Annotated in this window: 12 protein-coding genes; 7 read left to right on the top strand and 5 right to left on the bottom strand. The window is 65.4% G+C overall.

The window, feature by feature from the left end; translation table 11 throughout:
- The first annotated feature begins 45 nt into the window (after positions 1-45).
- On the top strand, positions 46-1,803 hold the full coding sequence (locus RTQ83_RS14470; RefSeq protein WP_312515913.1) for a radical SAM/SPASM domain-containing protein: 1,758 nt from the start codon (positions 46-48) through the stop codon (positions 1,801-1,803).
- A gap of 90 nt (positions 1,804-1,893) precedes the next feature.
- Here RTQ83_RS14470 and RTQ83_RS14465 read toward each other — a convergent pair whose 3' ends face one another.
- Together RTQ83_RS14465 and RTQ83_RS14460 are read right to left on the bottom strand one after the other, a co-directional pair.
- Complete coding sequence (locus RTQ83_RS14465; RefSeq protein ID WP_312515910.1) at positions 1,894-2,784, bottom strand: sulfurtransferase; 891 nt, start codon at positions 2,782-2,784, stop codon at positions 1,894-1,896.
- 127 nt (positions 2,785-2,911) lie between these two features.
- The gene (locus RTQ83_RS14460; RefSeq protein WP_312515907.1) at positions 2,912-5,095 is read right to left on the bottom strand and encodes a glycosyltransferase family 4 protein; all 2,184 of its coding nucleotides are present in this window, start codon (positions 5,093-5,095) and stop codon (positions 2,912-2,914) included.
- A 175-nt stretch (positions 5,096-5,270) separates the two neighbouring features.
- On the opposite strand from RTQ83_RS14460, the gene dnaE reads away from it, so the two are divergent.
- The 5 genes from dnaE (at position 5,271) to msbA (ending at position 15,585) form a co-directional block, all read left to right on the top strand.
- Positions 5,271-8,765: a DNA polymerase III subunit alpha gene (dnaE, locus tag RTQ83_RS14455; RefSeq protein ID WP_312515904.1), complete on the top strand. Its 3,495-nt coding sequence runs from the start codon at positions 5,271-5,273 to the stop codon at positions 8,763-8,765.
- A 311-nt stretch (positions 8,766-9,076) separates the two neighbouring features.
- A complete protein-coding gene (locus tag RTQ83_RS14450) occupies positions 9,077-11,290 on the top strand; it encodes a DUF4214 domain-containing protein (RefSeq protein ID WP_312515901.1) in 2,214 nt (737 codons plus the stop codon).
- Between the two features lie 334 nt (positions 11,291-11,624).
- The gene (locus tag RTQ83_RS14445) at positions 11,625-12,851 is read left to right on the top strand and encodes an O-antigen ligase family protein (RefSeq protein ID WP_312515895.1); all 1,227 of its coding nucleotides are present in this window, start codon (positions 11,625-11,627) and stop codon (positions 12,849-12,851) included.
- A complete protein-coding gene (locus RTQ83_RS14440) occupies positions 12,838-13,842 on the top strand; it encodes a glycosyltransferase family 9 protein (RefSeq protein WP_312515892.1) in 1,005 nt (334 codons plus the stop codon). Before RTQ83_RS14445 ends, RTQ83_RS14440 begins: the two co-directional genes overlap by 14 nt.
- 18 nt (positions 13,843-13,860) lie before the next feature.
- A complete protein-coding gene (gene msbA / locus RTQ83_RS14435; RefSeq protein ID WP_312515889.1) occupies positions 13,861-15,585 on the top strand; it encodes a lipid A export permease/ATP-binding protein MsbA in 1,725 nt (574 codons plus the stop codon).
- 242 nt (positions 15,586-15,827) lie between these two features.
- On the opposite strand, the gene RTQ83_RS14430 is transcribed toward msbA, so the two are convergent.
- Complete coding sequence (locus RTQ83_RS14430; protein ID WP_312515886.1) at positions 15,828-18,116, bottom strand: family 1 glycosylhydrolase; 2,289 nt, start codon at positions 18,114-18,116, stop codon at positions 15,828-15,830.
- A 260-nt stretch (positions 18,117-18,376) separates the two neighbouring features.
- On the opposite strand from RTQ83_RS14430, the gene RTQ83_RS14425 reads away from it, so the two are divergent.
- Positions 18,377-18,616, top strand: coding sequence for a hypothetical protein (locus RTQ83_RS14425; RefSeq protein WP_312515883.1), 240 nt, complete (start codon positions 18,377-18,379; stop codon positions 18,614-18,616).
- 27 nt (positions 18,617-18,643) lie between these two features.
- Here RTQ83_RS14425 and RTQ83_RS14420 read toward each other — a convergent pair whose 3' ends face one another.
- Positions 18,644-19,435, bottom strand: a complete 792-nt coding sequence (locus RTQ83_RS14420; RefSeq protein ID WP_312515880.1) for a hypothetical protein — start codon at positions 19,433-19,435, stop codon at positions 18,644-18,646.
- Between the two features lie 274 nt (positions 19,436-19,709).
- Positions 19,710-22,124 (bottom strand): catalase, encoded by a 2,415-nt coding sequence (locus RTQ83_RS14415; RefSeq protein ID WP_312515878.1) that lies wholly within the window; start codon positions 22,122-22,124, stop codon positions 19,710-19,712.
- Between the last annotated feature and the right edge of the window lie 102 nt (positions 22,125-22,226).

Here is a 22,226-nt window from a genome sequence, read left to right as displayed (position 1 = left end):
GCTGGTATAATTTTCAGGTTCACCGCCGACGATATCCGCTCCTACATGATCCACATACCAATCCATCCCGAGACGCCGCGTAAGGATACGCCCCTGCCAACGACGGAACAGAAGCCGGCGCCGGTAAATGACTGGATCATTCAGCCAGACGTGTTTTTCCTGGAGCTGACCAATCACTGCAATATGCATTGCACCTTCTGTCCGTCCGACTACCTGAAAAAAGAACGCACCAATGCCGACGACGAACTGGCGGTGCGTTTCATCGAACAGGTGCGCGATCTGGACATCAAGCGGCCGATCCAGTTCAATGTCCTGGGCGAGCCCTTGTTGAACAAGAAGGTCTACAAATACATCGACCTGTGCGAGCAATACGGTATCGAGGTCTACCTGATCAGCAATATCTCGATCCTGGACCAGCAGCGCGCGCAGTCGATCTTCCAGCACGATAACGTCGCGCTGGTGCTCAGCCTGCAAACGCCGACCGAAGATTCGTACAAGCGCCTGCGCGGCTACGACAAGCTGAGCTACGAGGAGTATTTCGACCGCATCTTCCCGGCGCTGCGCGAAAAGTTCGCGAACGGCAGCCAGTCGCGCGTCGAAGTGCACGTGACGTCGACCTCGAACATGCGCGCCGATTCCACTATCCAGTCCGACGTCGAACTCGATATGTGGGATCCGTTCGCATCCGAAGACAAGGACGCATTCATCCGCGGCATGCTGGACCGGTTCGAGGCGTTTTCCGCGCAACTGCGCGAGGAATTCCCGGAGCAGTATGCCGCCGAGCAGGCGCGCTCCCTGGACAAGTACGGCGAACAGATCGCCCGCAATCACCTGGCGGCCAGCCGTGCCGACGTGCCGGAGAATGCGCCCGACCTGACCGAAGACCAGTTCTGGGGCTATATGTTCGCCCCCAACTGCTTCATCCGCTTCAAGAACTTCGGCCTGTGGACCAAGGAAGAATCGTTCATGAAGACGTTCTTGCCGAAGGAGTCGATCGTCTATGTGGAAGAGCGCGAGGAAGCGCTGGACTGCTCGATGGCGCACAACGTCTCGATGCTCGCCGATGGCCAGTTGTCGCTGTGCTGTCTGGACTACGAGGGCGAGATGAAGCTGCCCAACCTGCGCGACACCTCGGTGGTCGAACTGCTGCGCAGCCCGGAGCGCCAGGCGATCGCCAAGGATTCGATGCAGACGGAAGTGTGCCGGCGCTGCCAGGGCAATATGTTCGTGTTCGACCCGGAAGCGGCCGGCGCCGAGGCTGCGCGCATCGACAAGTTCGGCCGCGGCTGGTACCCGTTCGAGCCGGAAGCAAACGGCATCGGCGGACGCTGGTCGAATGGCCAGGGCTGGATGTATTTCCTGGCGCGCCACAGCGCCAATACCTTGTCGTTGCGGTATCTGAGCGTACACGATTCCTCGTCGCCGCTGACGGTCGAACTGCGCGAACTCGACCGGGGCAGCAACCGCGTCTCGGAGGTCGTGCAGCGTGTGACCTTCCACGCAACGCAGAACGAAGTGAGCACGGCGGAGCTGGCGTTGAACTTCGAGGCCGGCAAGCTGTACCGCATCGATCTGCTGTCGCCGACCTTCGTGCCTGGCGGCGCCGACGGCAGCGGTGACCAGCGCGCGCTCGGCCTGATGCTGTTCGAAGCCGGTGTGCAGTATCGCGAGCCACGCGTGGAACAGGTTGCTGCTGCCAAGCCGCAGTCGCTGCAAGAGGCGCAAGAGCCGCTGCCGCAGCCGGCGCTGCCGTCGGCCGGCCTGTTCACGCGTTTGCGGAGGCTGCTGGTCGGTCAGGATTGACGGGACAGGGCGGGTGCCCTGTACTTGACGACGAAAAAACGCCCCGGGCCGCGCGAGCAGCCCGGGGCATTGTCATTGGAGCCCTGGCAGTCAGCCGGCGGCGACGCCGCTGTTTTCCGGATGGCCGGCGCCGTTGGCCCCCTTGCCCGCGCAATGCGGGCACGACACGCCCACCACGTAGTCGGGCGAGAGCTGCTGGCGCGGCGTCACCACGGCGCGGCAGGCGAAACATTGCGCGGTCTCGGTCGGCTCCAGCTTCGGATTGAGCGCGGTACGGTAGTCGAACACGAAGCAGTCGCCCGAATAGTGGTCACCCCCGACTTCCTCGAAATATTTGAGGATGCCGCCTTCGAGCTGGAACACGCGGTCGTAGCCGATTTCCTTCATGTGGATCGCGGCTTTCTCGCAGCGGATGCCGCCGGTGCAGAAGGTGACCACGGTCTTGCCGGCCAGTTCGTCCTTGTGCTCGGCCGCGACCGCCGGGAACTCGGTGAACTTGTCGATGCGGTAGTCGAGCGTGTTGTCGAATGTGCCGACGTCCACTTCGAAGGCGTTGCGGGTTTCCATCATGACCACCTCGACGCCGTCGTCGTCATGGCCCTGGTCGAGCCAGCGCTTGAGCGTGCGCGCGTCCACCGCCGGTGCGCGGCCCAGTTCCGGCTTGATCAGCGGCATGCGCATGGTGATGATCTCTTTCTTGATCTTGACCAGCATGCGCTTGTGCGACTGCTCGTTCGACAGGCTTTCCTTCCACTCCAGGTCGGCCAGGCGGGGGTCGCTGCGCACCCAGGCCAGGTATTGGTCGATGTGTTCGCGCGTCCCCGACAGGAACATATTGATGCCTTCCGGCGTCAGCAGCACAGTGCCTTTCAATCCGAGCTCGTTGCACAGGTCCTGGTATTGCGGACGCAATTCTTCCAGGTTGTCGAGCGTGATGAATTTATAGGCGGCGATGTTGACGTATTGGATTTCGGAAGACATGGTCGATAGGCCTTGCAAAGGCTGAAGAAAAGACAGGCCGACATTATAAGTCAGCCGGCTCGGGCAACTGCCACTTGCCGGCATTTTCGCGACAATTCAACGGTGAAGCGCTGCCGTAGGCCGCCCTTCACGCATGTGCAAGCCGGCGAGCCACCGCGTCCGACGTGCACAGCAGGCGATCGGCGCCGGCGGCGCGCGCGGCCGCGATGTCTTGCTCGGTACGCACCAGCAGATTGACCGTCACCCCGCGTGCGCGCCAGGCGGCCAGCAGGCCGGCGGCGCCGGCCGAAGCGACCGCGCGCGACGCCGCATCCGGCGCGTAATAGATGTCGCCCGCATGCACGTCCACCACCGGTTCGTCCTGCGCCGGCCAGCCCAGTCCCAGCAGGCCTCCGACCGCATTGCGCGCCTGGCGGTAGCAGGGCAGGTCGCCGGCCTGGTCCAGATACACCGGCTCCACGCGCAGGCCGGGATATTCCTGCGCCAGCAGTTCGCGCAGCTGGGCCGCCGCCAGGGTATCGAAGGCGGCGCCGGGCCGCGCCCAGTCGCTGACGTCGACCAGCAACTGGCGCCGCGCCGGCGTCTCGTCCTGCGCCAGGCGGGCGGCAAGGCGCTGTAAGCCGCTCTCATCGCTTGGTGCGGTCTGTGCCGGCGCCGCACGCCACGCCGCATGGCGCGCCGCGGTCTCGGCGCGCGCCTGCGCCAGCGTGTCCAGGTACTGGCGCGAACATTTGGCAGGGCGGAACGAGGCATCGAGCAGCGCCACCGCGCGCTCGCCCAGCGCCTGGCGGCGCGCCGCATCGGCGTGCAGTGTCTCGAGCGCCGCGCCAAGTTCGGCCTCGCCGAACACGTCAGGCAGGCGCCACACCGCGTCCTCGGGGAACTCGGCCATCGAGCCGTTGGCGTTGACGATCGTGGCCAGGCCGTAGTTCATGCAGTCCAGTACCGCGCCCGAGCTTTCGCCCTGGGCATTGGTGCGCAGCTGCACGCCGACGTCGGCCGCCTGCAGGTACTGGCGATAGGTGTCGTCGTCGGTCCAGCCGGCGATGCGGATGTTGGCATGCGGGCCGGCGCGGCGGATCAGCGCTTCGACTTCCATACCATACGGGCTGTCGTGGTTGGCGCCGACCAGGATCAGCGCGCAGTCGCGGTCGGCATGGAGCGATGACGCGGTCCAGGCACGCAGCAGTTCGTGGGTCAGCTTATGCGGCGCGATGAAGCCGAAGCTGCACACCAGGAAGCAGTCGGGTGCGATGCCGAGCGCGGCGCGCGCGGCGGCGCGGTCTACCGACGCGGGCGGCGTGCGCGGATGCGGGATCACGTCGATGCGGCGCGTTGCGCCCGGCCCGTACCAGTCGGCGGCCAGCTGGCACGCGTGCCGCGAATGGACGATGGTGCGGGTCGCGCCCTCGATCACGGGCAGGCTGCCCGGCCAGTCCTTGTGGACCTGGCCTTGTCCGTTCGCGGCCGCGGCCTCGCTGGCGCGCACCGCCAGGTAGCCATGCGATTGGTACAACGCGTCGAGCCAGGCGTGCGGCGCGGCACCGCTCATCTGCGCGTGTACCAGCGCGCCGCCCAGGAAGAAGTCGTGCAGCACCACCACACCCGGATGGCGGGCCATCAGGGCGAACATATGGCTGTGCAGCGGGCTGTTGCCGAGCTGGTAGAGCACCTGGTCGTAACCGGCGCCATGGTCAAGGAACCAGGCCGCGGTGCGCAGCGGCAGGTGGGCCAGGCTCGCGGGCATGCGCACCTCGTCCTGGGCTGCGACCAGCTCGATGTCGGCATGCGCCGTCAGTTCCATCAAGAGTTCGGTGGCATAGGTGGCGATGCCGCTGCGCTCTGGCGGCAGCGGCGAGACGAAGGCCAGGCGCGGCCGTGCGCCGGCGTTGGCAGGCGCGCGGTCCAGGGTGCGCAAGCCGCGCAGGATGGCATTCGCGCGCGGCGACAGCGTGGCCACGTGGCCGGGCCGGGACTGGGCCGCGGCCGGCGGCGCGCTGCCCGATGCCATCACCATGCGATAGGCGCGTTGGTACAGGGCCGGGAAGCGCTTGAGCACGCGCAGCGCCAGCTGGCGCGCGCGTGGACGGCGCAGCACCAGGCGCGCCGCGAACAGCAGCGGCCGCGCCAGGCGCCGCAGGGGCGACGCCGCGCGCGGCGTGGCAGGTGCAGCGGCGGCATTGCCGGCTGGGGGGGCTGGCGGCGCCACCACGACGACCGCGCACGCTGCGCCATCCGGCGTCTCGATCGGCGCGCTCAGGCATGCCAGGAGCGGATCAGCGGGGCGTGGATGGTCGGAGTGGGTTGGCATGCGTGCGACGTCGGTGAATAGAGTGAGCGGCATTATAGACGTCAACGCATCGCCGCCTAACCGTTGTGAAACTGCAACTATCTTGCCGCTTATCGCCGCGTATCGCCTCGGGCGCGCCGTCGCGGCGCTGCGGGTCCGATCTCCGCCGGCACGCCTGCCGAGGTAAAATGACGGGATGACTTCCCCGACTTTCACCCACCTGCGCGTCCACTCCGAATACTCCATCGTCGACGGCCTGGTCCGCATCGACGACCTGGTCAAGGCGGCGGTCAAGGACAACCAGCCGGCGCTGGCCGTGACCGACCTGGCCAACACCTTCTGCCTGGTGCGCTTCTATAAAGCGGCGCGCGGCAAGGGCATCAAGCCGATCGTCGGGGTCGATGCCTGGATCACCAACGACGACAACCGCGACAAGCCGCATCGCCTGCTGATCCTGGCCAAGAACCACACCGGCTACCTGCAGCTGTGCGACCTGCTGGCGCGCGCCTGGCTCACCAACCAGTACAAGGGCCGCGCCGAGCTGCGCGCCGAGTGGCTCGAAGCCCTTGCCACCTCGGTCTCGACCCTGCACCCGGACGAGCCGCAGGCCAACGCCCTGATCGTGCTCTCGGGCGCCCACTTCGGCGACGTCGGCCAGGCGATCGAGAACGGCGACCTGGCGAAAGCCGAAGCCAATGCCGAGCGCTGGGCGCGCATCTTCCCGGGCCACTTCTACATCGAGATCCAGCGCGCCGGCCAGCCGAACCAGGAGCAGCAGGTGCGCCACTCGGTGGCGCTGGCCGGCCGCCTCGGGCTGCCGGTGGTGGCGACGCACCCGGTGCAGTTCCTGGAAAAGCACGAATTCATCGCCCACGAAGCGCGCGTCTGTATCGCCGAAGGCGAGATGCTGGCCAACGCCAAGCGCGTGCGCCGCTTCAACGAGAACATGTGCTTCAAGTCGCAGGACGAGATGGCGCAGCTGTTCCACGATCTGCCGGGCGCGCTGGCCAACTCGGTCGAAATCGCCAAGCGCTGCAACGTCACCCTCACGCTGGGCAAACCGCAGCTGCCGAACTTCCCGACCCCGGGCATGACGATCGACGAGTTCCTGGTGGCCGAGACCAAGAAGGGCCTGGAAGAGCGCCTGGTGCAGCTGTTCCCGGACCCGGCCAAGCGTGAAGCCGAGCGCCCGCGCTACGAGGCGCGGCTGGAATTCGAGAACAACACCATCATCAAGATGAAGTTCCCGGGCTACTTCCTGATCGTGGCGGAGTTCATCCAGTGGGGCAAGAACAACGGCGTGCCGATCGGCCCGGGCCGCGGCTCGGGTGCGGGCTCGCTGGTGGCGTACGCGCTGAAAATCACCGACCTCGATCCGCTGAAATACAACCTGCTGTTCGAACGCTTCCTGAATCCTGAACGCGTTTCGATGCCCGACTTCGACATCGACTTTTGCCAGGAAAAGCGCGAACTCGTCATCCAGCACGTGAAAGACCTGTACGGGCGCGACGCGGTGTCGCAGATCGCCACCTTCGGCACCATGGCGGCCAAGGGCGCGATCCGCGACGTCGGCCGCGTGCTCGATTTCGGCTACAACTTCTGCGACGGCATCTCCAAGCTGATTCCGTTCAAGCCGGGCAAACCGGTGTCGATCGCCGAGGCGATCGAGGAAGAACCGCTGCTGAAAGAACGCCTCGAGAACGAGGAGGAAGTGAAGCAGCTGCTCGACCTGGCGCAGCAGGTCGAAGGCATCACGCGCGGCATCGGCATGCACGCCGGCGGCGTGCTGATCGCGCCGGGCAAACTGACCGACTTCTGCCCGCTGTACACCCAGGGCGGCGACGCCGGCGTGGTGTCGCAGTACGACAAGGACGACGTGGAGGCCGTGGGCCTGGTCAAGTTCGACTTTTTGGGCCTGACCACGCTGACGATTCTCGACCGCGCCGTCAACTACATCCGCGCGCTCGACCCGCAGGACGCCGGCTTCAACCTGGAGACGCTGCCGCTGGACGACCGGCCGTCGTACAAGCTGCTGTCGGATGCCAAGACCGTCGCGATCTTCCAGCTGGAGTCGCGCGGCATGCAGGGCATGCTCAAGGACGCGCGTCCCGACCGCTTCGAGGACATCATCGCACTGGTCGCGCTGTACCGTCCGGGCCCGATGGACCTGATCCCCGACTTCTGCAAGCGCAAGCACGGGGAAAAATTCGACTATCCCGATCCGCGCACCGAGTCGATCCTGTCCGAGACCTACGGCATCATGGTCTATCAGGAGCAGGTGATGCAGATGGCGCAGATCGTCGGCGGCTACTCGCTGGGCGGCGCCGACATGCTGCGCCGCGCGATGGGCAAGAAGAAGGCCGAAGAGATGGCCGAGCACCGCGAGATCTTCCGCGCCGGCGCCGCCAAGGACGGCCTGTCGACCGAGAAGGCCGACGAGATCTTCGACCTGATGGAAAAGTTCGCGGGCTACGGCTTCAACAAGTCGCACGCGGCCGCGTATGCGCTGCTGTCGTACCACACCGCCTACCTGAAGGTGCACCATACCGCCGCGTTCATGGCAGCCAACATGTCGCTGGCGATGGAAGACACCGAGAAGATCAAGATCCTGGTCGAGGATGCAAAAGAAATATGTAAGCTCGTGATCCTGCCGCCCGATGTGAATGAATCGCAGTTCCGCTTCACCCCGGAAGGCGAGCCGCGCTCGAAGACCGGCAAGCAGGTGAGCCAGATCCGCTACGGCCTGGGCGGCGTGAAAGGCGCGGGGCAGGGTGCGATCGAGGCGATCATCGCCGCGCGCGCGGAGGGCGGCAAGTTCAAGGACCTGTTCGACTTCTGCAAGCGGGTGGACCGCAAGCAGATCAACCGCCGCACCATCGAATCCCTGATCCGCGCCGGTGCGATGGACGCCTTCGGCGTCGACCGCGCGATTTTGCTGGCCTCGGTCGGCTTCGCGATGGAAGCGGCGGGCCAGGCGGCGGCCGCGGCGAACCAGGTCAGCCTGTTCGGCGGCGACGATTCCGACCTGGTGGCGCCGCCCGAGTACGTCAAGGCGACGCCGTGGACCGACCGCCAGAAGCTGTCGGAAGAGAAGATCGCGCTCGGCTACTACCTGTCGGGCCATATGTTCGACTCGTACGCGGCCGAGGTGCGGCGCTTCGCCAAGACCAAGCTGAAGGACCTGGAGCCGTCGCGCGACCCGCGCATGCTGTGCGGGGTGATCACCGGCGTGCGCACCCAGATGACCCAGCGCGGCAAGATCCTGATCGTGGCGCTGGACGACAAGACCGGCGTGGTCGAAGTGACCGTGTACAGCGAGGTGGCCGAGGCCAACAAGAACGCGTTCAAGGAAGACGAATTTTTGCTGGTGGTCGGCAAGGTGTCCGAAGACCGCTTTAATGGCGGCCTGCGCATCACGGCCGAGAAGGTGTTCGACCTGGCCAGCTCGCGCATCCAGTACGGCCACAAGCTGGAGATGGATCTGGCGACCACGGTCAGCCCGGCGAAGATCGCCGAGGTGCTGCAGCCGTACCGCGTGCACGACGGCATGCCGGTCAGCCTGCGTCTGGAGACCAACGGCATCCCTTACATCATGCAGCTGGGCGACGAGTGGCGCGTGGCGCCGTCCGATACGCTCAAGCAGGCCCTGGAGCTGACGCTGGGCGCGAAAGACGTGGCGGTCGAGTACTGATCCACGCGGCGCGGCCGGCACGGCCGCGCCAGGAACGACCGATGCAATATTGGTCTTGCCGCAGCTTCGCTGCGGCGTAATGTCGCACCTCTACAACAGAGTGCGGCTGGATGTAGCAAGCATCCACCGATGCTGAATTATCTAGCCATCCAGATAACATTCTCACGAACTGTTGCGTCCAAGCCTTGATGGGGTGGCAAGAGGTGCGCACGATTGAAAATCGCATTTGACTAGAACTGTCGAGCAAGAAATACTTGTTCATTAGCGATTTATTCAAACCATTTTCCCCTCGGCAAGTCTCTTTTTCAGCAATGGCAACCGTTTCCGACATCACCATCACCCCGCTCTCGGGCCTGAATCATATCGACGCTTTGCTGGACAAAGGGCCGGATTGGAATTATTTGACCAATCCTTACGGGAACATCCTGTATTACACCTTTTCCACGGCCTCGGGCAACGAGGACGGTGTGAGCGGGCAGGAAATGTTTTCGCTGTCCCAGCAGGCATGGACGCGCACTGCGTTCGACTATCTGCAGCAAATCACGGGCATCGAATTCCAGGAAACCCAGAACGGCACGGCAGCACAGCTCCACCTGGCCAATATCGATATCGAAGGCTACAACACCATCGGCCTGGCCAGCTGGCGCGCGAACTACGGCATGTATGGCGATACCCTGAGCAGCTATAGCGCGAATGCCTATGTGTACCTGGATAACGCCGAATTCCGCAGCATGACGCGCGACCTGACGCCGGGCGGCGACGGCTATGAAACGCTGCTGCACGAACTGGGCCATGCACTGGGCCTGAAGCATCCGTTCTACGAAGCGAACGGCGAAGCGCAGCAAATCGTGCTGAGCGCCGCCGAGGACAATACCGCCAATACCCTGATGTCCTATACCCACAGCGGCGGCCCGTACAGCGCGCTGCGCCCGTACGACATCGCCGCGCTGAACTGGTTGTACGGCGGCGACGGCCTGCGCGGCGAACTCGGCATCAACGGCACTGGCGGACGCTACATCACTGGCACCGGCAAGGCGGATACCCTGATCGGAACCGAATACAACGATACTTTACAAGGCAATGGAGGAAACGACATGATCGACGGAGGAGCAGGCCGGGATACGGCAGTATTCAACGGCATTCGCAGCACCTATGCATTCGGTAACCTGGCCAACGGCGGCTTGACGGTGTCGAACGCGGCGGAAGGCACCACGACCCTGTACAACATCGAACAACTGCAATTCGCCGACATGAGCGTGGAACGCGCCAGCCTGTTCGACGTCACTGCGCCGGCCCCGGCCGTGGTGGGCATGACGCTGAACGCCAAGGACTATGTGCGTGGCAACGTGCCGACGATTTATGGTTCGGCAGAGTTGAATTCGACGGTCCAGGTCTTCATCGACGGCCGCCTGGTGGCCACCGTCAAGACCGATGAGAACGGCATGTGGAACGCCAAGTCGCCAGCGGTTTTGGCCGACGGTCTCGGCTACAGCGCCACCGCGCTGGTGATCGACGAAGCCGGCAACGTCTCGGCGGCGAGCAATGTCGTGAAATTCAACATCGACTCGATCGCGCCGTCAGCGCCGACCGTGCGGGTGGCACTGAGCGAAGGCAGCAACAAGCCGGTGTTTTACGGCACCGGTGAAGCCGGCACCAAGATCGAGCTGTATCGCGACGGCGACTTCATTCAGGTCGGCACGGCGGAAGTGCGTGCCGACGGCACCTGGCAACTCAACTCCAAGCCTCTGCCCGACGGCACCTACACCGTGTTTGCCGCATCGGTCGATGGCGCAGGCAATGCGACCAGCGGCACGCGCGAAGTCCAGCTGACGGTGGACAGCGCCATGGACCGGATCGGCACCGACGGCGCCGACACCTTCACGATGGGTGCCGGCGGCTATGCCGTCAGCGGCGGCAAGGGCATCGACATCGCCGTCTTCGACGGCACCCGCGAAGACTACACGATCGCCAAGGATAGCTGGGGCTACGCGATCACCGGCCAGGATGGCAATGTCACCGGTCTGTACGACGTCGAGCGCTTGCAGTTCAACGACGGCTGGCAGGCCATCGATGAAGGCGCGGCCTCGATCTTCCGTCTCTACCGCGCCGCGCTCGGCCGCGATCCCGAGGCATTCGGCCTGGGCTACTGGATGGATCGTCTGGATAACGGCACCTCGATGCAGCAGATTGCCCACGAGTTCACCTGGCAGCCCGAATTCGACCAGAAATACGGCGAGAATCCGAGCGACGTGGTGTTCCTCGAACGCCTGTACCAGAACGTCCTGAACCGCGCGCCGGACGCCGACGGCTTCGCCTACTGGCTGACCCGGGTCGACGATTCGAGCCGTGAGCAGATCATGCTCGAGTTCAGCGACAGCGTGGAAAACAAGGCCCAGGTTCTGGCCAGCACCTCGGACGGCATGGAATTCATTCCCTGGGCCGGCGTGCCGCTGCCGCAGGATCCGGCGCCGGTGCAGGTCGTGGGCGTCGCCCAGGCGGTTGCCGCCGACTTCATCACGGCTTGACCTGCCGTTCGCGGCGCGCTCACCGAGGTGAGCGCGCCGCATATCGCCTTCCCTGAATCTTCCCCACCCGAGCCACGGGCGCGGGCTCAGCGCCGCCCTGTGCTGGCGGCGCGACATCTCGTCCTGCCAGGCCCGCTTCCCGCACCTGCGAACGCAGTCCCGTCGCATATCGCACGCCGGCTCCGGCGCACCCGCGGCGCTTGCGGACCATCGACTATAATCCTGACTTCTCGACACGCGGCACGCGCGGTTGGCTCAATTAATGACAGAAACAATAACGACGGAAACGCCCGCGCGCGTCGGCAACCGCAGCGGCAAGGCGGCGGATTGGCTCATGCTGCTGTTCCCCGCATCGGTACTGACCACCAGCTTCGGCGTGCACCTGACGCTCCTGATCGTGCTGCTGTCGCTCGCCTTTCTGGTACGGCGCGGCCTGGCGTCGTTCTATGCCGCGCATGCGCGCGAGATCCGCTGGATCGCGCTGGCCTTCGGCGGTTATTTTTTGTTGACCGTGCTGCGCATGCTCTGGTTCCGCGATTCCGCCGGCACACTGGACGGGCCATCGCGGCTCCTCTTCGCGCTCGGCTGCATCGGCTTCGTCGGCATGCTGCGCCCGAATATCCGCATGTTCTGGATCGGCCTGTGCATTGGCACCATCGGCGCCGCCCTGATCGGCGGCTACCAGTGGTTCGTGCTGGGCGAAGACCGCGCGGTCGGCGCCACCCACCATGCGATCAGCTTCGGCGACATCGCGGTGGCGATGGGCGTGATGTCGTTCTGCGCCCTGAACGACTTGCGCAACACGCGTTTTTCCTGGCTGCCGCTGGTCGGGCTGCTGTGCGGCGCGCTGGCGTCGCTGTTCTCCGGTTCGCGCGGCGCCTGGCTGGGCCTGCTGGTGGCGCTGTGGCCGATGCTCAAGTACGGCAGCCACATGCACGGCAAGACGATCCGGGTCACGGTCGGCCTGGTACTGGCTGCCTGCGTCGGCGCCTACCTGGTGCCGCAGACCGGCGTGGCCGGCCGCATGGGCGAAGCGGTGTCCGACATCGAGCGCTATCACAGCCTGAACGACGCCAGCACCAATGTCGGCATCCGCCTCGAACTGTGGAAGGCGTCGGCGATGATGATCGCCGAGCATCCCCTGGTCGGCGTCGGCCGGGACGAATTCCACGACGAATTGCAGGCGCTCGAGCGCGAAGGGCGGCTGCAGAAGTCGCTGGCCCTGATCTACAGCACCCCGCACAACGACGTGCTCAACACCCTGGCCACCGGCGGCCTGCTCGACCTGAGCTTCCTGCTGCTGATCTACGGCGCGCCGTTCGCCTTCTTCATGCGCACCCTGCGCCACGGACCGCCGGCTGCTGCCGGGCCGGCGCTGGCCGGGCTGCTGCTGGTGATCTGCTTCATCGTGTTCGGCCTGACCGACGTGATGTTCTGGCTGATGCTGACCAAGGCCTTCTACGCCACCACGATCTGCATCCTGACCGGCTTCTGTCTGGCGGCGAAGACGCCGGCGGCAGCCACCTCCATTTCCTCGCACGAACGCCATGCGACCACCTGACCGCATCCTGATCTGCCGCACCGATAATATCGGCGACGTCGTCCTGACGCTGCCGCTGGCCGGCTACCTGAAATCGCGCTTCCCGCAGGCGCGCATCGACCTGCTGTGCCGCGCCTACGTGGCGCCGGCGATGCGCCATTCGCGCTTTCTCGACCGCGTGATCACGATCGAAGAAGCGGGCGAGCCGGCCGATTTCTTCGAACAGGAGCGCTACGACGCGGTGATCTTCGCCTTCCCCGACCGCCGCCTGGCCAAGGCCGCGAAGCGCGCGCGCGTGCCGCAGCGGGTCGGCACCAGCCACCGCCTGTACCACTGGTTCACCTGCAACCGCCTGGCCCATTTCAGCCGCGTGAAGTCGAACCTGCACGAAGCGCAGCTGAACTTCTTGCTGCTCAAACCCCTGGGCATCGAGCACGTGCCGCAGCTGGACGAGATGCCGGCCCTGTACGGGCTCGAAGCGCCGCGCCGGCCGGCGGTCGACGCGCTGCTGCAGGCCGGCACGCGCCACTTCATCCTGCATCCAAAGTCGAACGGCAGCGGACGCGAATGGCCGCTCGACCACTTCACGGCGCTGGCGCGCGAGCTCTCGACGGACCCGCAGATTCGCCTGTTCGTCACCGGCAGCGCGGCCGAAGGCAGCTTGATCGCGCAGCAGGCGCCGGACTTGCTGGCGTTGCCGAACGTGGAAAACGTGTGCGGCAAGCTGGATCTGGACGGCCTGCTGGCCCTGATCGGCGCCTGTGACGGCCTGGTGGCCAGCAGCACCGGGCCGCTGCACCTGTCGGCCGCAGTGGGTACGCGCACGCTGGGGCTGTTCCCGCCGATCAAACCGCTCGACCCGGGCCGCTGGGGTCCGCTCGGCACGCGCGCCGAAGTACTCTGCGCCGACCAGCCGTGCGCCGGCTGCAAGGACACGGCGACCTGCACCTGCATGGCATCGATCACGCCGCAACAAGTCGCCGCGCGCCTGCGCGCGTGGGCGCGGAACTGAACCAACGAAGGCAAGAACGTGGAAACCAACGTCATCGTCAAACGCCTGCTGGCGATCATCAAACCGTACCAGTCGCGTGCCTGGATGGCGCTGCTGGCGATGGCGCTCACCGCCGCCACCCAGCCGCTGCTGGGCAAGGCGCTGCAGCTGCTGCTCGATAAAGGCTTCGAGGAGCAGGTCGACTTCAGCCTGTGGTGGATTCCGCTGATCCTGGTCTCGATCTTCGTCCTGCGCGGCATCGGCACCTTTGCCACCGCCTACTTCAACAACTGGGTGTTGTCGCGCGTGCTGAACGACCTGCGCGCGATGGCCTTCGAGCGCGTGCTGCGCCTGCCGGTGGCGCGCTACCAGGACGAATCCACCGGCAAGATCATCAACACCGTGGTCAACGACGTGCGCCAGGTAGTGGACATGATCCAGTCGGTGTTCGTGGCCTGCGTGCGCGACGTGCTGGTGGTGATCGGCCTGCTCGGCACCTTGCTGTACCTGAACTGGAAACTGACCCTGGTCGCGATCATCGTGGTGCCGCTCACCGCCGTCATCGTGCGCACCACCACCAAGCGGCTGCGCAACCTGAACCGCGAAAGCCAGCGCGTCACCGCCGAGATGACCGGCGTGGTCGAGGAAGCCGCGCGCGGCCACCAGGTGATCCGCGTGTTCTCGGGCGAAACCTACGAACGCCGGCGCTTTCACCAGCGCAGCGAAGCGCTGCGCGGCTTCTCGCAGCGCATGACGGTGGCATTCGCCGCGACCACGCCGGTGACCCAGATCGCCACCTCGCTCGCGCTGTCGCTCGTGATCGTGCTGGCGATCCAGGCCGACATGACGGTCGGCGAATTCACCCAGTTCGTGACCATGATGCTGATGCTGCTCACGCCACTGAAATCGCTGGCCGAGGTGAATGGCCCGATGCAGCGCGGAATCGCCGCCGCCGAAACCGTGTTCGGCCTCACGGACGCCGAGCCAGAGCAGGACACCGGTACGCGCGACCTGGGCCGCGCACGCGGCCACCTGGTGCTCGAGAACGTGACGTTCCGCTATCCGAATGCAGCGGCGCTGGCGCTCAACAACGTCTCGCTCGACGTGCAGCCGGGGCAGACGGTGGCGCTGGTGGGCGTGTCGGGCGGCGGCAAGTCGACGTTCGTGAATCTGGTGACGCGCTTCTACGATCCGGAAGGCGGGCGCCTGCTGCTCGACGGCGTGCCGTACCACGACATCGCCTTGGCCAGCCTGCGCGGCCAGCTGGCGATGGTGAGCCAGAACGTGGTGCTGTTCGACGACACACTGGCGGCGAACATCGCCTATGGCATGGAAAAGATCGACTACGAGCGCCTGGGCGCCGCGGTCAAGGCCGCGCACCTGACGGACGTGGTGGCGCGCCTGCCGGACGGCATCGACACCCGCATCGGCGAAAACGGCTCGCGCCTGTCGGGCGGCCAGCGCCAGCGCGTGGCGATCGCGCGCGCCATCTACAAGGACGCGCCGCTCTTGATCCTGGACGAAGCCACGTCGGCGCTGGACAACGAAAGCGAACGCGCGGTGCAGGCGGCACTGGACACCCTGATGGCTGGCCGCACCACGATCGTGATCGCGCACCGGCTGTCGACCATCGAGCGTGCCGACCGCATCGTGGTGATGGAAGCGGGACAGGTGATGGAGCAGGGCACGCATGACGAGCTGCTGGCGCAGGGCGGGATGTATGCCAACCTGTACCGCCTGCAGTTCGCGGCCGAGAGCAAATAACGGCGTTATTGCCCGCTCCTTCTGCACGTCATCCCCGCGAAGGCGGGGATCCAAGTTTGCTTGTTCCGCCAACAGCGCAGAACAAAGTGGCTATGCGACGAACTTGGATCCCCGCCTTCGCGGGGATGACGTTCGTAAGCTAACAAAAGATTTTTACGCTGGCATCCCGCGTACCCACGCACAAAAAAGCCGCGCAGCCTGACGGCATGCGCGGCAATCACAGACAAGCTGTCGTCAACCCATCAGCTGGCGTAATGCGCCGCCTCTCCCGGCTGCCCGGTCCCGACCTCGTTGGCCCGTTCCTGCACCGCCACCACATAACGCTTGAGCGCATCGTCCAGCGGCGGCAGCAGCATCGCCCGTTCGCTGCCCAGCGCGCTGTACGCCGGCCGCTGCGCCGTATAGCCGCACGACGCGGAAGATACTTCCTCCAGCCGCTCGCTCGACACCCCGGCCGCCACGCAGGCCCGGCGCGCCAGTTCGGCCCAGCTCACCGCGTCGGCATTGGCCAGGTGCCAGATACCGCGCTCGCGGTCGATCAACAGGTCGAGCGAGACGTTGACCAGATCCGGCACGTAGGTCGGCGAAACGGTGACGTCGCCGGCGGCCTGGAACGGCAGGCCGATATCCAGCGCGTTCAGCGCCTGGGTCACGAAGTTGTGCTGGTCCCACGGCCCGAAGAAGGAGCTGGTGCGGATCACCAGCGCCTGCGGGTCGGCTTCCAGCACGCGCTGCTCGGCCTCGAACTTGCTGCGGCCGTAGGCGCCGAGCGGATTGACCGGGTCCGATTCCAGGTACGGCCGGTCTTTGGCGCCGTCGAACACCAGGTCGGTCGAGAAGGTCATGAAGCGCAGGCCGTGGCGGATGCAGGCCAGCGCCAGCACCGTCGGGCCCAGCGTGTTCTCGCGCATGCAGCGCTCTTCGTCGCCCTCGGCCTCGTCGACCCGCACGTAGCCGCCGGCATTGATGATCGCCCATGGCTTGAAGCGCACGATCGCCGCTTCGACCGAGGCCGGATCGGTGATGTCCATCTCCTGGCGCGTCAGCACATGGCAGGCCAGGTTGCGCTTCTCGCAGATGCGCTTGAAGGCCGAGCCGAGGGTGCCGTTGGCGCCGCTGATCAGGATCGGCTGCACGTGGGTCGACTTGAACTGGCTGCGTACGGCGATGTCGGCCACCGCCAGGCGGGTCGCCACCGGTTTGCACAGGAAGCGTCCGGGACGGCGCCACCAGCCTTCGCCCTGCAGCACGGGATTGGACAGCGGCCGCTTGCTGGCCAGCTCGCGCATCAGGGTCGCCACCGCGGTCGGGCGCGGTGCATTGCCAAAGGTCGCGCCGCGCACGTCGAACGGGCCCGGCTCGTAGTAGCCGCGGCATTCGGTCACCAGGCAGTTCCAGTCGAAGGAGCCGAGCAGCGCCCAGACCGTGACGGCGCGCACGTCGGCGCCTTGCTGGCGCGCCTTGAGCGCCGCATTCCAAATCTCGACTAGCCAGCGCAGCTGGTCTTCGCGGTTGGCGTCGATGTGGGCTTCGGTGATCGCGATCGGCAGGCCGTAGCGTTCCCAGGTTTCCATCAGTAGCGGCCCGATGCCGGGCGTCGGCGTGGCCAGCGCGCGCGGCGCTTCGATGTCGGCGTGCGGCGCGCCGCGGTACACGTGGCGGTGGGTTTCCGGATAGCGTTCCGGACGATGGTCGAGCCAGCGTTCGCTGGTGATGTAGTAGTTCACGCCCATCACGTCGGGCGGGCAGGGGTTCTCGCGGAACCAGCGCAGTTCGTCCTCAGTAGCGCCGGATTCGAGCAGGTAGTTCCACAGCTTGTGGCCATCGTCGACCATCCCGCACAGCAGGTCCCAGGCCAGCCAGCGGCGCTCGTTGAAGAAGCCGGTGATCTCTTCCATCTCGGGCGTGCCGTAGGTCTTGGACAGGTCGTCGGTCTGCACCAGCTTGGCGTCCGGGTTGACGGCGCGGATGGCGCGCATCGACAGCACCGTGGCCTTGCACTGGGTGAGCAGGGCGCGGATGAAGGTCGCTTCATCGCCGCCGTGCGGGTACCAGACGCCGTTCAGGCCCGAGAAGCGCGCCGTGGTGCAGATCTCGTTGACCGGGGTGTAGTACTCGACCCAGGGATAGCGCGCCGCCACCGCGCCGGCGTACTCGGCCAGCAGGTCGGGGAAGTTGGGGTCGATCAGGCTGGTGTGACGCGGGCCGCTGCCGTGGTGGACCAGGCCGACGATCGGGTTGACGCCCAGCGCGCGCAGGGCCGGCAGGCGTTCGTCGGGCCAGGACCAGTCGGCCCGGTCGACGCCGTCGGGTGCGGTGCGCTCCCAGAGCACCGGATAACGGATCGCCTTGATGCCGAGCGAAGCGAAGCGTTCGATGTCCTGCAGGCGCTCGGCGTGGCCGTTGCGGTCCATCTGGCTGAAGTAGTTGTCGCGTACGCGGTTGACGGTGCATTCGAGTCCGCCCCAGAGTGCGAGGTCGGAAGAGGAATCCGAAGTGCTGACGGATTGGGAGTCGTGATGGATATCCATGAAAGCTGTACCTGCGTTATGAACACAGGTTGCAGCCTAATAGCCTGATGCGGCTGCTAATGTGAAGTGGACCACATAAAAGTGATTTTTCGGACAAGTCCTACTTTCTATGGGTAATTCGGGTCCTTCTGGTACTCAACCGGCTTTAACTGCACTTATCTGCTTCAATCATTGTTTTGCGCAACGTATGTGCGCCATCGCGGCGCCAAAGGCGCGACAATCGGCGTCAACGCAAACAGAACCGCAGCAGGGAGCAAGCAATGTACATGGTCTACTGGACCGAGCTGGATGGAGAAGGAGCTGGCGCACCGCATGCGCAGGCCTTCGACACGAGCGACATGGTCAAGGCGATGGGATTCATGGAGGAGCTGCGCAAGCGCCAGCGCGGCGGCGAAGGAGTGCGCTTTGTGACCATGTGCTCGGAGCACCCGGACGTGGTCGGCCACCCCGGCGTGGATGTGACCGGCCCCGATTACAACTGGAAGAAGCGGCGCCGCTGAAGGTCGCGGCGTCTGCGCCAGGCCGGCTTAGCGGGCGGCGGCGGCCGCGGCGTCGGCTTGCGCGAGCGGCGCCACGGCCGGCACGACTGCCAGCACCGGCGGCGGCGTCGCCCGGCTTGCCTGCAGGTCGAATTCCACCCTGCGGCCCGACTCGGCGATGTGGCTCACCAGTGCGTAGATCAGCGTCGCCAGGCCCGCCATTTCCAGGCCTTCTTCCATCATGACCAGGCAGTTGTAGAACAGCGTGTCGCCATGCGCAGCGAAGTGGCGGCCGTTGATCAGTTCCATGCCGATGCAGCCGCCCAGGAACAGCGCGCCGGCGCCCAAGAGGCGGCGCCGGGTGGCGGCCGGCAGGCGCAGCAGAAAGCGCAGGAAGAACAGCGTCGCCAGCAGCACCGCGCCGAGCGCCGGCACCACCCAGGCATAGTGCAGGAAGCCCAGGTCTTCCTTGCCGAGCATGTCGCGCATCGGGACCGTCATCTTTTCGTGCACCTGGAACGCTTCGTCGTAGGCCAGGAACAGGAAGCCGCCGGCCAGCACGAACCAGTAGCGCGTATCGACGCTGGCACGGTGCCTGGCGTCGAGCGCGATGATGGTGAACAGCACCACGCTGAACAGCGCCATGGCGACCGAGAAGAAAGTGGGGATGTTGCCTTCGGTGTCGACGTCGAACAGGGGCACCAGTCCCATCACGTAGTCATGGTCGAAGCCGAAGCGAAATACCAGGCCGATGGCATTGGCGCACAGCAGGCAGACGATGATGATGCCCAGGACCTGGGCGAAGGCGCGCGGGCTGCCGCTGAAGCGGTAGGATTGCATGAGGTTCTCTCCTTGTCGTTATTGTTGCCATCCACCGCGTCGTCGCTTGTCATCGCATTGGAGATGACATGGCACATGACAGGAAGATGACCGTTGTATGACAGGAAGATTACGTTAGCAAAACGCTACATACAATAGTAATTTGATACTAAAAAATATATTTTTGTAAATTCTGGATGTTTGAAGCGAATTGCAACAACCGGCGTTGTCAGTTTGATGCATTGTCCCCGCCGGCAGCGCCGAACGGGGACAGGACACGACTACGTCAGCGGTTTTACACGGCAGGCGGATCGGTCTCGCGCGCATACACGCGGTGCCCGGCCAGCGCCGTGGCAAAGCCGTCCAGCGCCGCTTCCAGGTTGGCCGGATCGCCCAGGATCTGGCCCGGGTCGGCCGCGCCATCCGGCAGCGCCTGCGGGAGCATCGCTTTTGACAGCAGGGTCGAGCCGGCGCCGTACACCAGGATCGGCTTGCCGTGGCGGTACTGCTCGCGCAGGAACTCGATCACCAGCGCATTGCGTCCCAGCGCTTCGGCGCTGGCCGCGCCGTCCGGCACGATCACGCCGTCATACATCACCGACGGGCCGGCTTCCACCGAGATCTCGATATCCAGCTTGTCGCCATCGACGCTGGCGACCTTGCCCAGCATATTGCCGACCAGGCGCGGCACCGCGCCGGCCTTGAGCAGGCTGGCGTACAGCTTGCCGACGGACTTGCCATCGACACCGTTGCCGACCAGGAGCGCCACACGGCGGCCCTTGATGCCGGTCTCGCCCGGACGGCTCAGGATCGACAGCGCCGGCGAATCCGGGTAGGCCGGGACCGGCGCTTCGCTGGCACGCGGCAGCGGTGCCGGCACCTCCAGGCCCAGGCCTTCCGCCACGCGGCTCACCAGGGTCTCGTTGATATTCGCCAGCAGCGCCAGCATGCGCTGGCGCACGGCCGGGGTCTGAACACGGGTCAGCTCGAAGCGGAAGGCGTTCACGATGTGGTTCTGCTCGGCCGGGGTCTGGCTCTGCCAGAACAGGCGCGCCTGGCCATAGTGCTCGGCGAACAGCTCGGGCTTGCCGCGCACCTTGTCTTCGCTCGGCATGCGCTCGGGGAAGCTGGTAAAGCCCATCTTGCCGGCCTGGAACGGGCAGCCGCCGCCCAGCGAATTCGGCTCGTAATTGACGCGGCCGCGGTTGATCGCCTGGCGGTGGAAGCCGTCGCGCTGGTTGTTCTGGATCTGCACGATCGGCGAATTGATCGGGATCTCGTGGAAGTTCGGGCCGCCCAGGCGCGTCAATTGCGTGTCCTGGTAGGAGAAGTTACGGCCCTGCAGCAGCGGATCGTTGGTGAAGTCGATGCCCGGCACCACGTGCGAGGTGCAGAACGCCACCTGCTCGGTCTCGGCGAAGAAGTTGTCCGGATTGCGGTCCAGCACCAGCTTGCCCACCGGGGTCAGCGGCACCAGTTCTTCCGGCACGATCTTGGTCGCATCGAGGATGTCGAACGGGAAGCTGGCAGCCTGTTCTTCGGTGAAGATCTGCAGGCCCAGTTCGTACTCGGGGAAGTTGCCGGCCTCGATCGATTCCCACAGGTCGCGCCGGTGGAAGTCAGGGTCGGCGCCCGAGATGCGCACCGCCTCGTCCCACACCAGTGAGTGGGTGCCTTGCTTCGGGGTCCAGTGGAACTTGACGAAGCGCGATTCGCCCTGCGCATTGACCAGGCGGAAGGTGTGCACGCCGAAGCCCTGCATGGTGCGGTAGCTGCGCGGGATGGCGCGGTCGGACATCACCCACATCAGCATGTGCGCGATCTCGGGCGAGAGCGAGGCGAAGTCCCAGAAGGTATCGTGGGCGGTGGCCGCCTGCGGCATGGCGTGGTGCGGTTCCGGCTTGGCGGCGTGCACCAGGTCGGGGAACTTCATCGGGTCCTGGATGAAGAACACCGGGATGTTGTTGCCCACCAGGTCCCAGTTGCCTTCCTCGGTATAGAACTTGACGGCGAAGCCGCGCACGTCGCGCGCGGTATCGGTCGAACCGCGCTCGCCGGCCACGGTCGAGAAGCGCACGAACACCGGGGTGCGCTTGCCTTTCTTCGAGAACGGAATCGCGCGCGTCAGGTTGCTGAAGTTGTCATAGGCTTCGAAGTAGCCGTGCGCCGCCGAGCCGCGCGCATGCACCACGCGTTCCGGGATGCGCTCGTGGTCGAAGTGCATGATCTTTTCGCGCAGGATGAAGTCTTCCAGCAGGGTCGGACCGCGCAGGCCGGCCTTCAGCGAATTCTGGTTGTCGGCGACTGGAATGCCCTGGTTGGTGGTCAGGACGCGCTTGGCCGGGTCGACGCGCACGCGATCGAGCGGGTCGACGGTCGGGTTCTCGCCCTTCGGCGGGTTGCCGTCGCCGACCTTGTCATTGGCGATGATTTCGCTGGCGGTGCTGCCGGTGGCGGCGTGGGTCGACGGCTTGAAGTGCTCGCCCTCGGTCGGGGTGCGCGACGCCTCGCCGTATTCGCTGGCCTTGGTGGCATTGTAGGGGCGGTCGGCGGCGAGTTCCTGTTCGGACGGGATCTTGTCCAGCAGACGGTCGGCGACCGGGTTGCTGACCCCCAGGCTGCTCGGCGGATTGGCATCGGACGGGCCGGCGACGGTGCTCAGGATCGAGCCGGCGCCTTCGACAGCGTTGGGGTTGATGGGAGTGGTCATCCTTGTCCTCGTTGGTTGTGGGGTTAAGAAATAGCCCCAACAAAATAGCTCGGCAACAAAGGACAACTCTGTGGGATCACACACACAGCGAATTTTCTATCC

This window comes from Massilia sp., assembly GCF_031995545.1.
Lineage (GTDB): Bacteria > Pseudomonadota > Gammaproteobacteria > Burkholderiales > Burkholderiaceae_D > Telluria.
The sequence above is the reverse complement of the archived record's forward strand: the minus strand, read 5'-3'. Positions and strand labels throughout refer to the sequence as shown.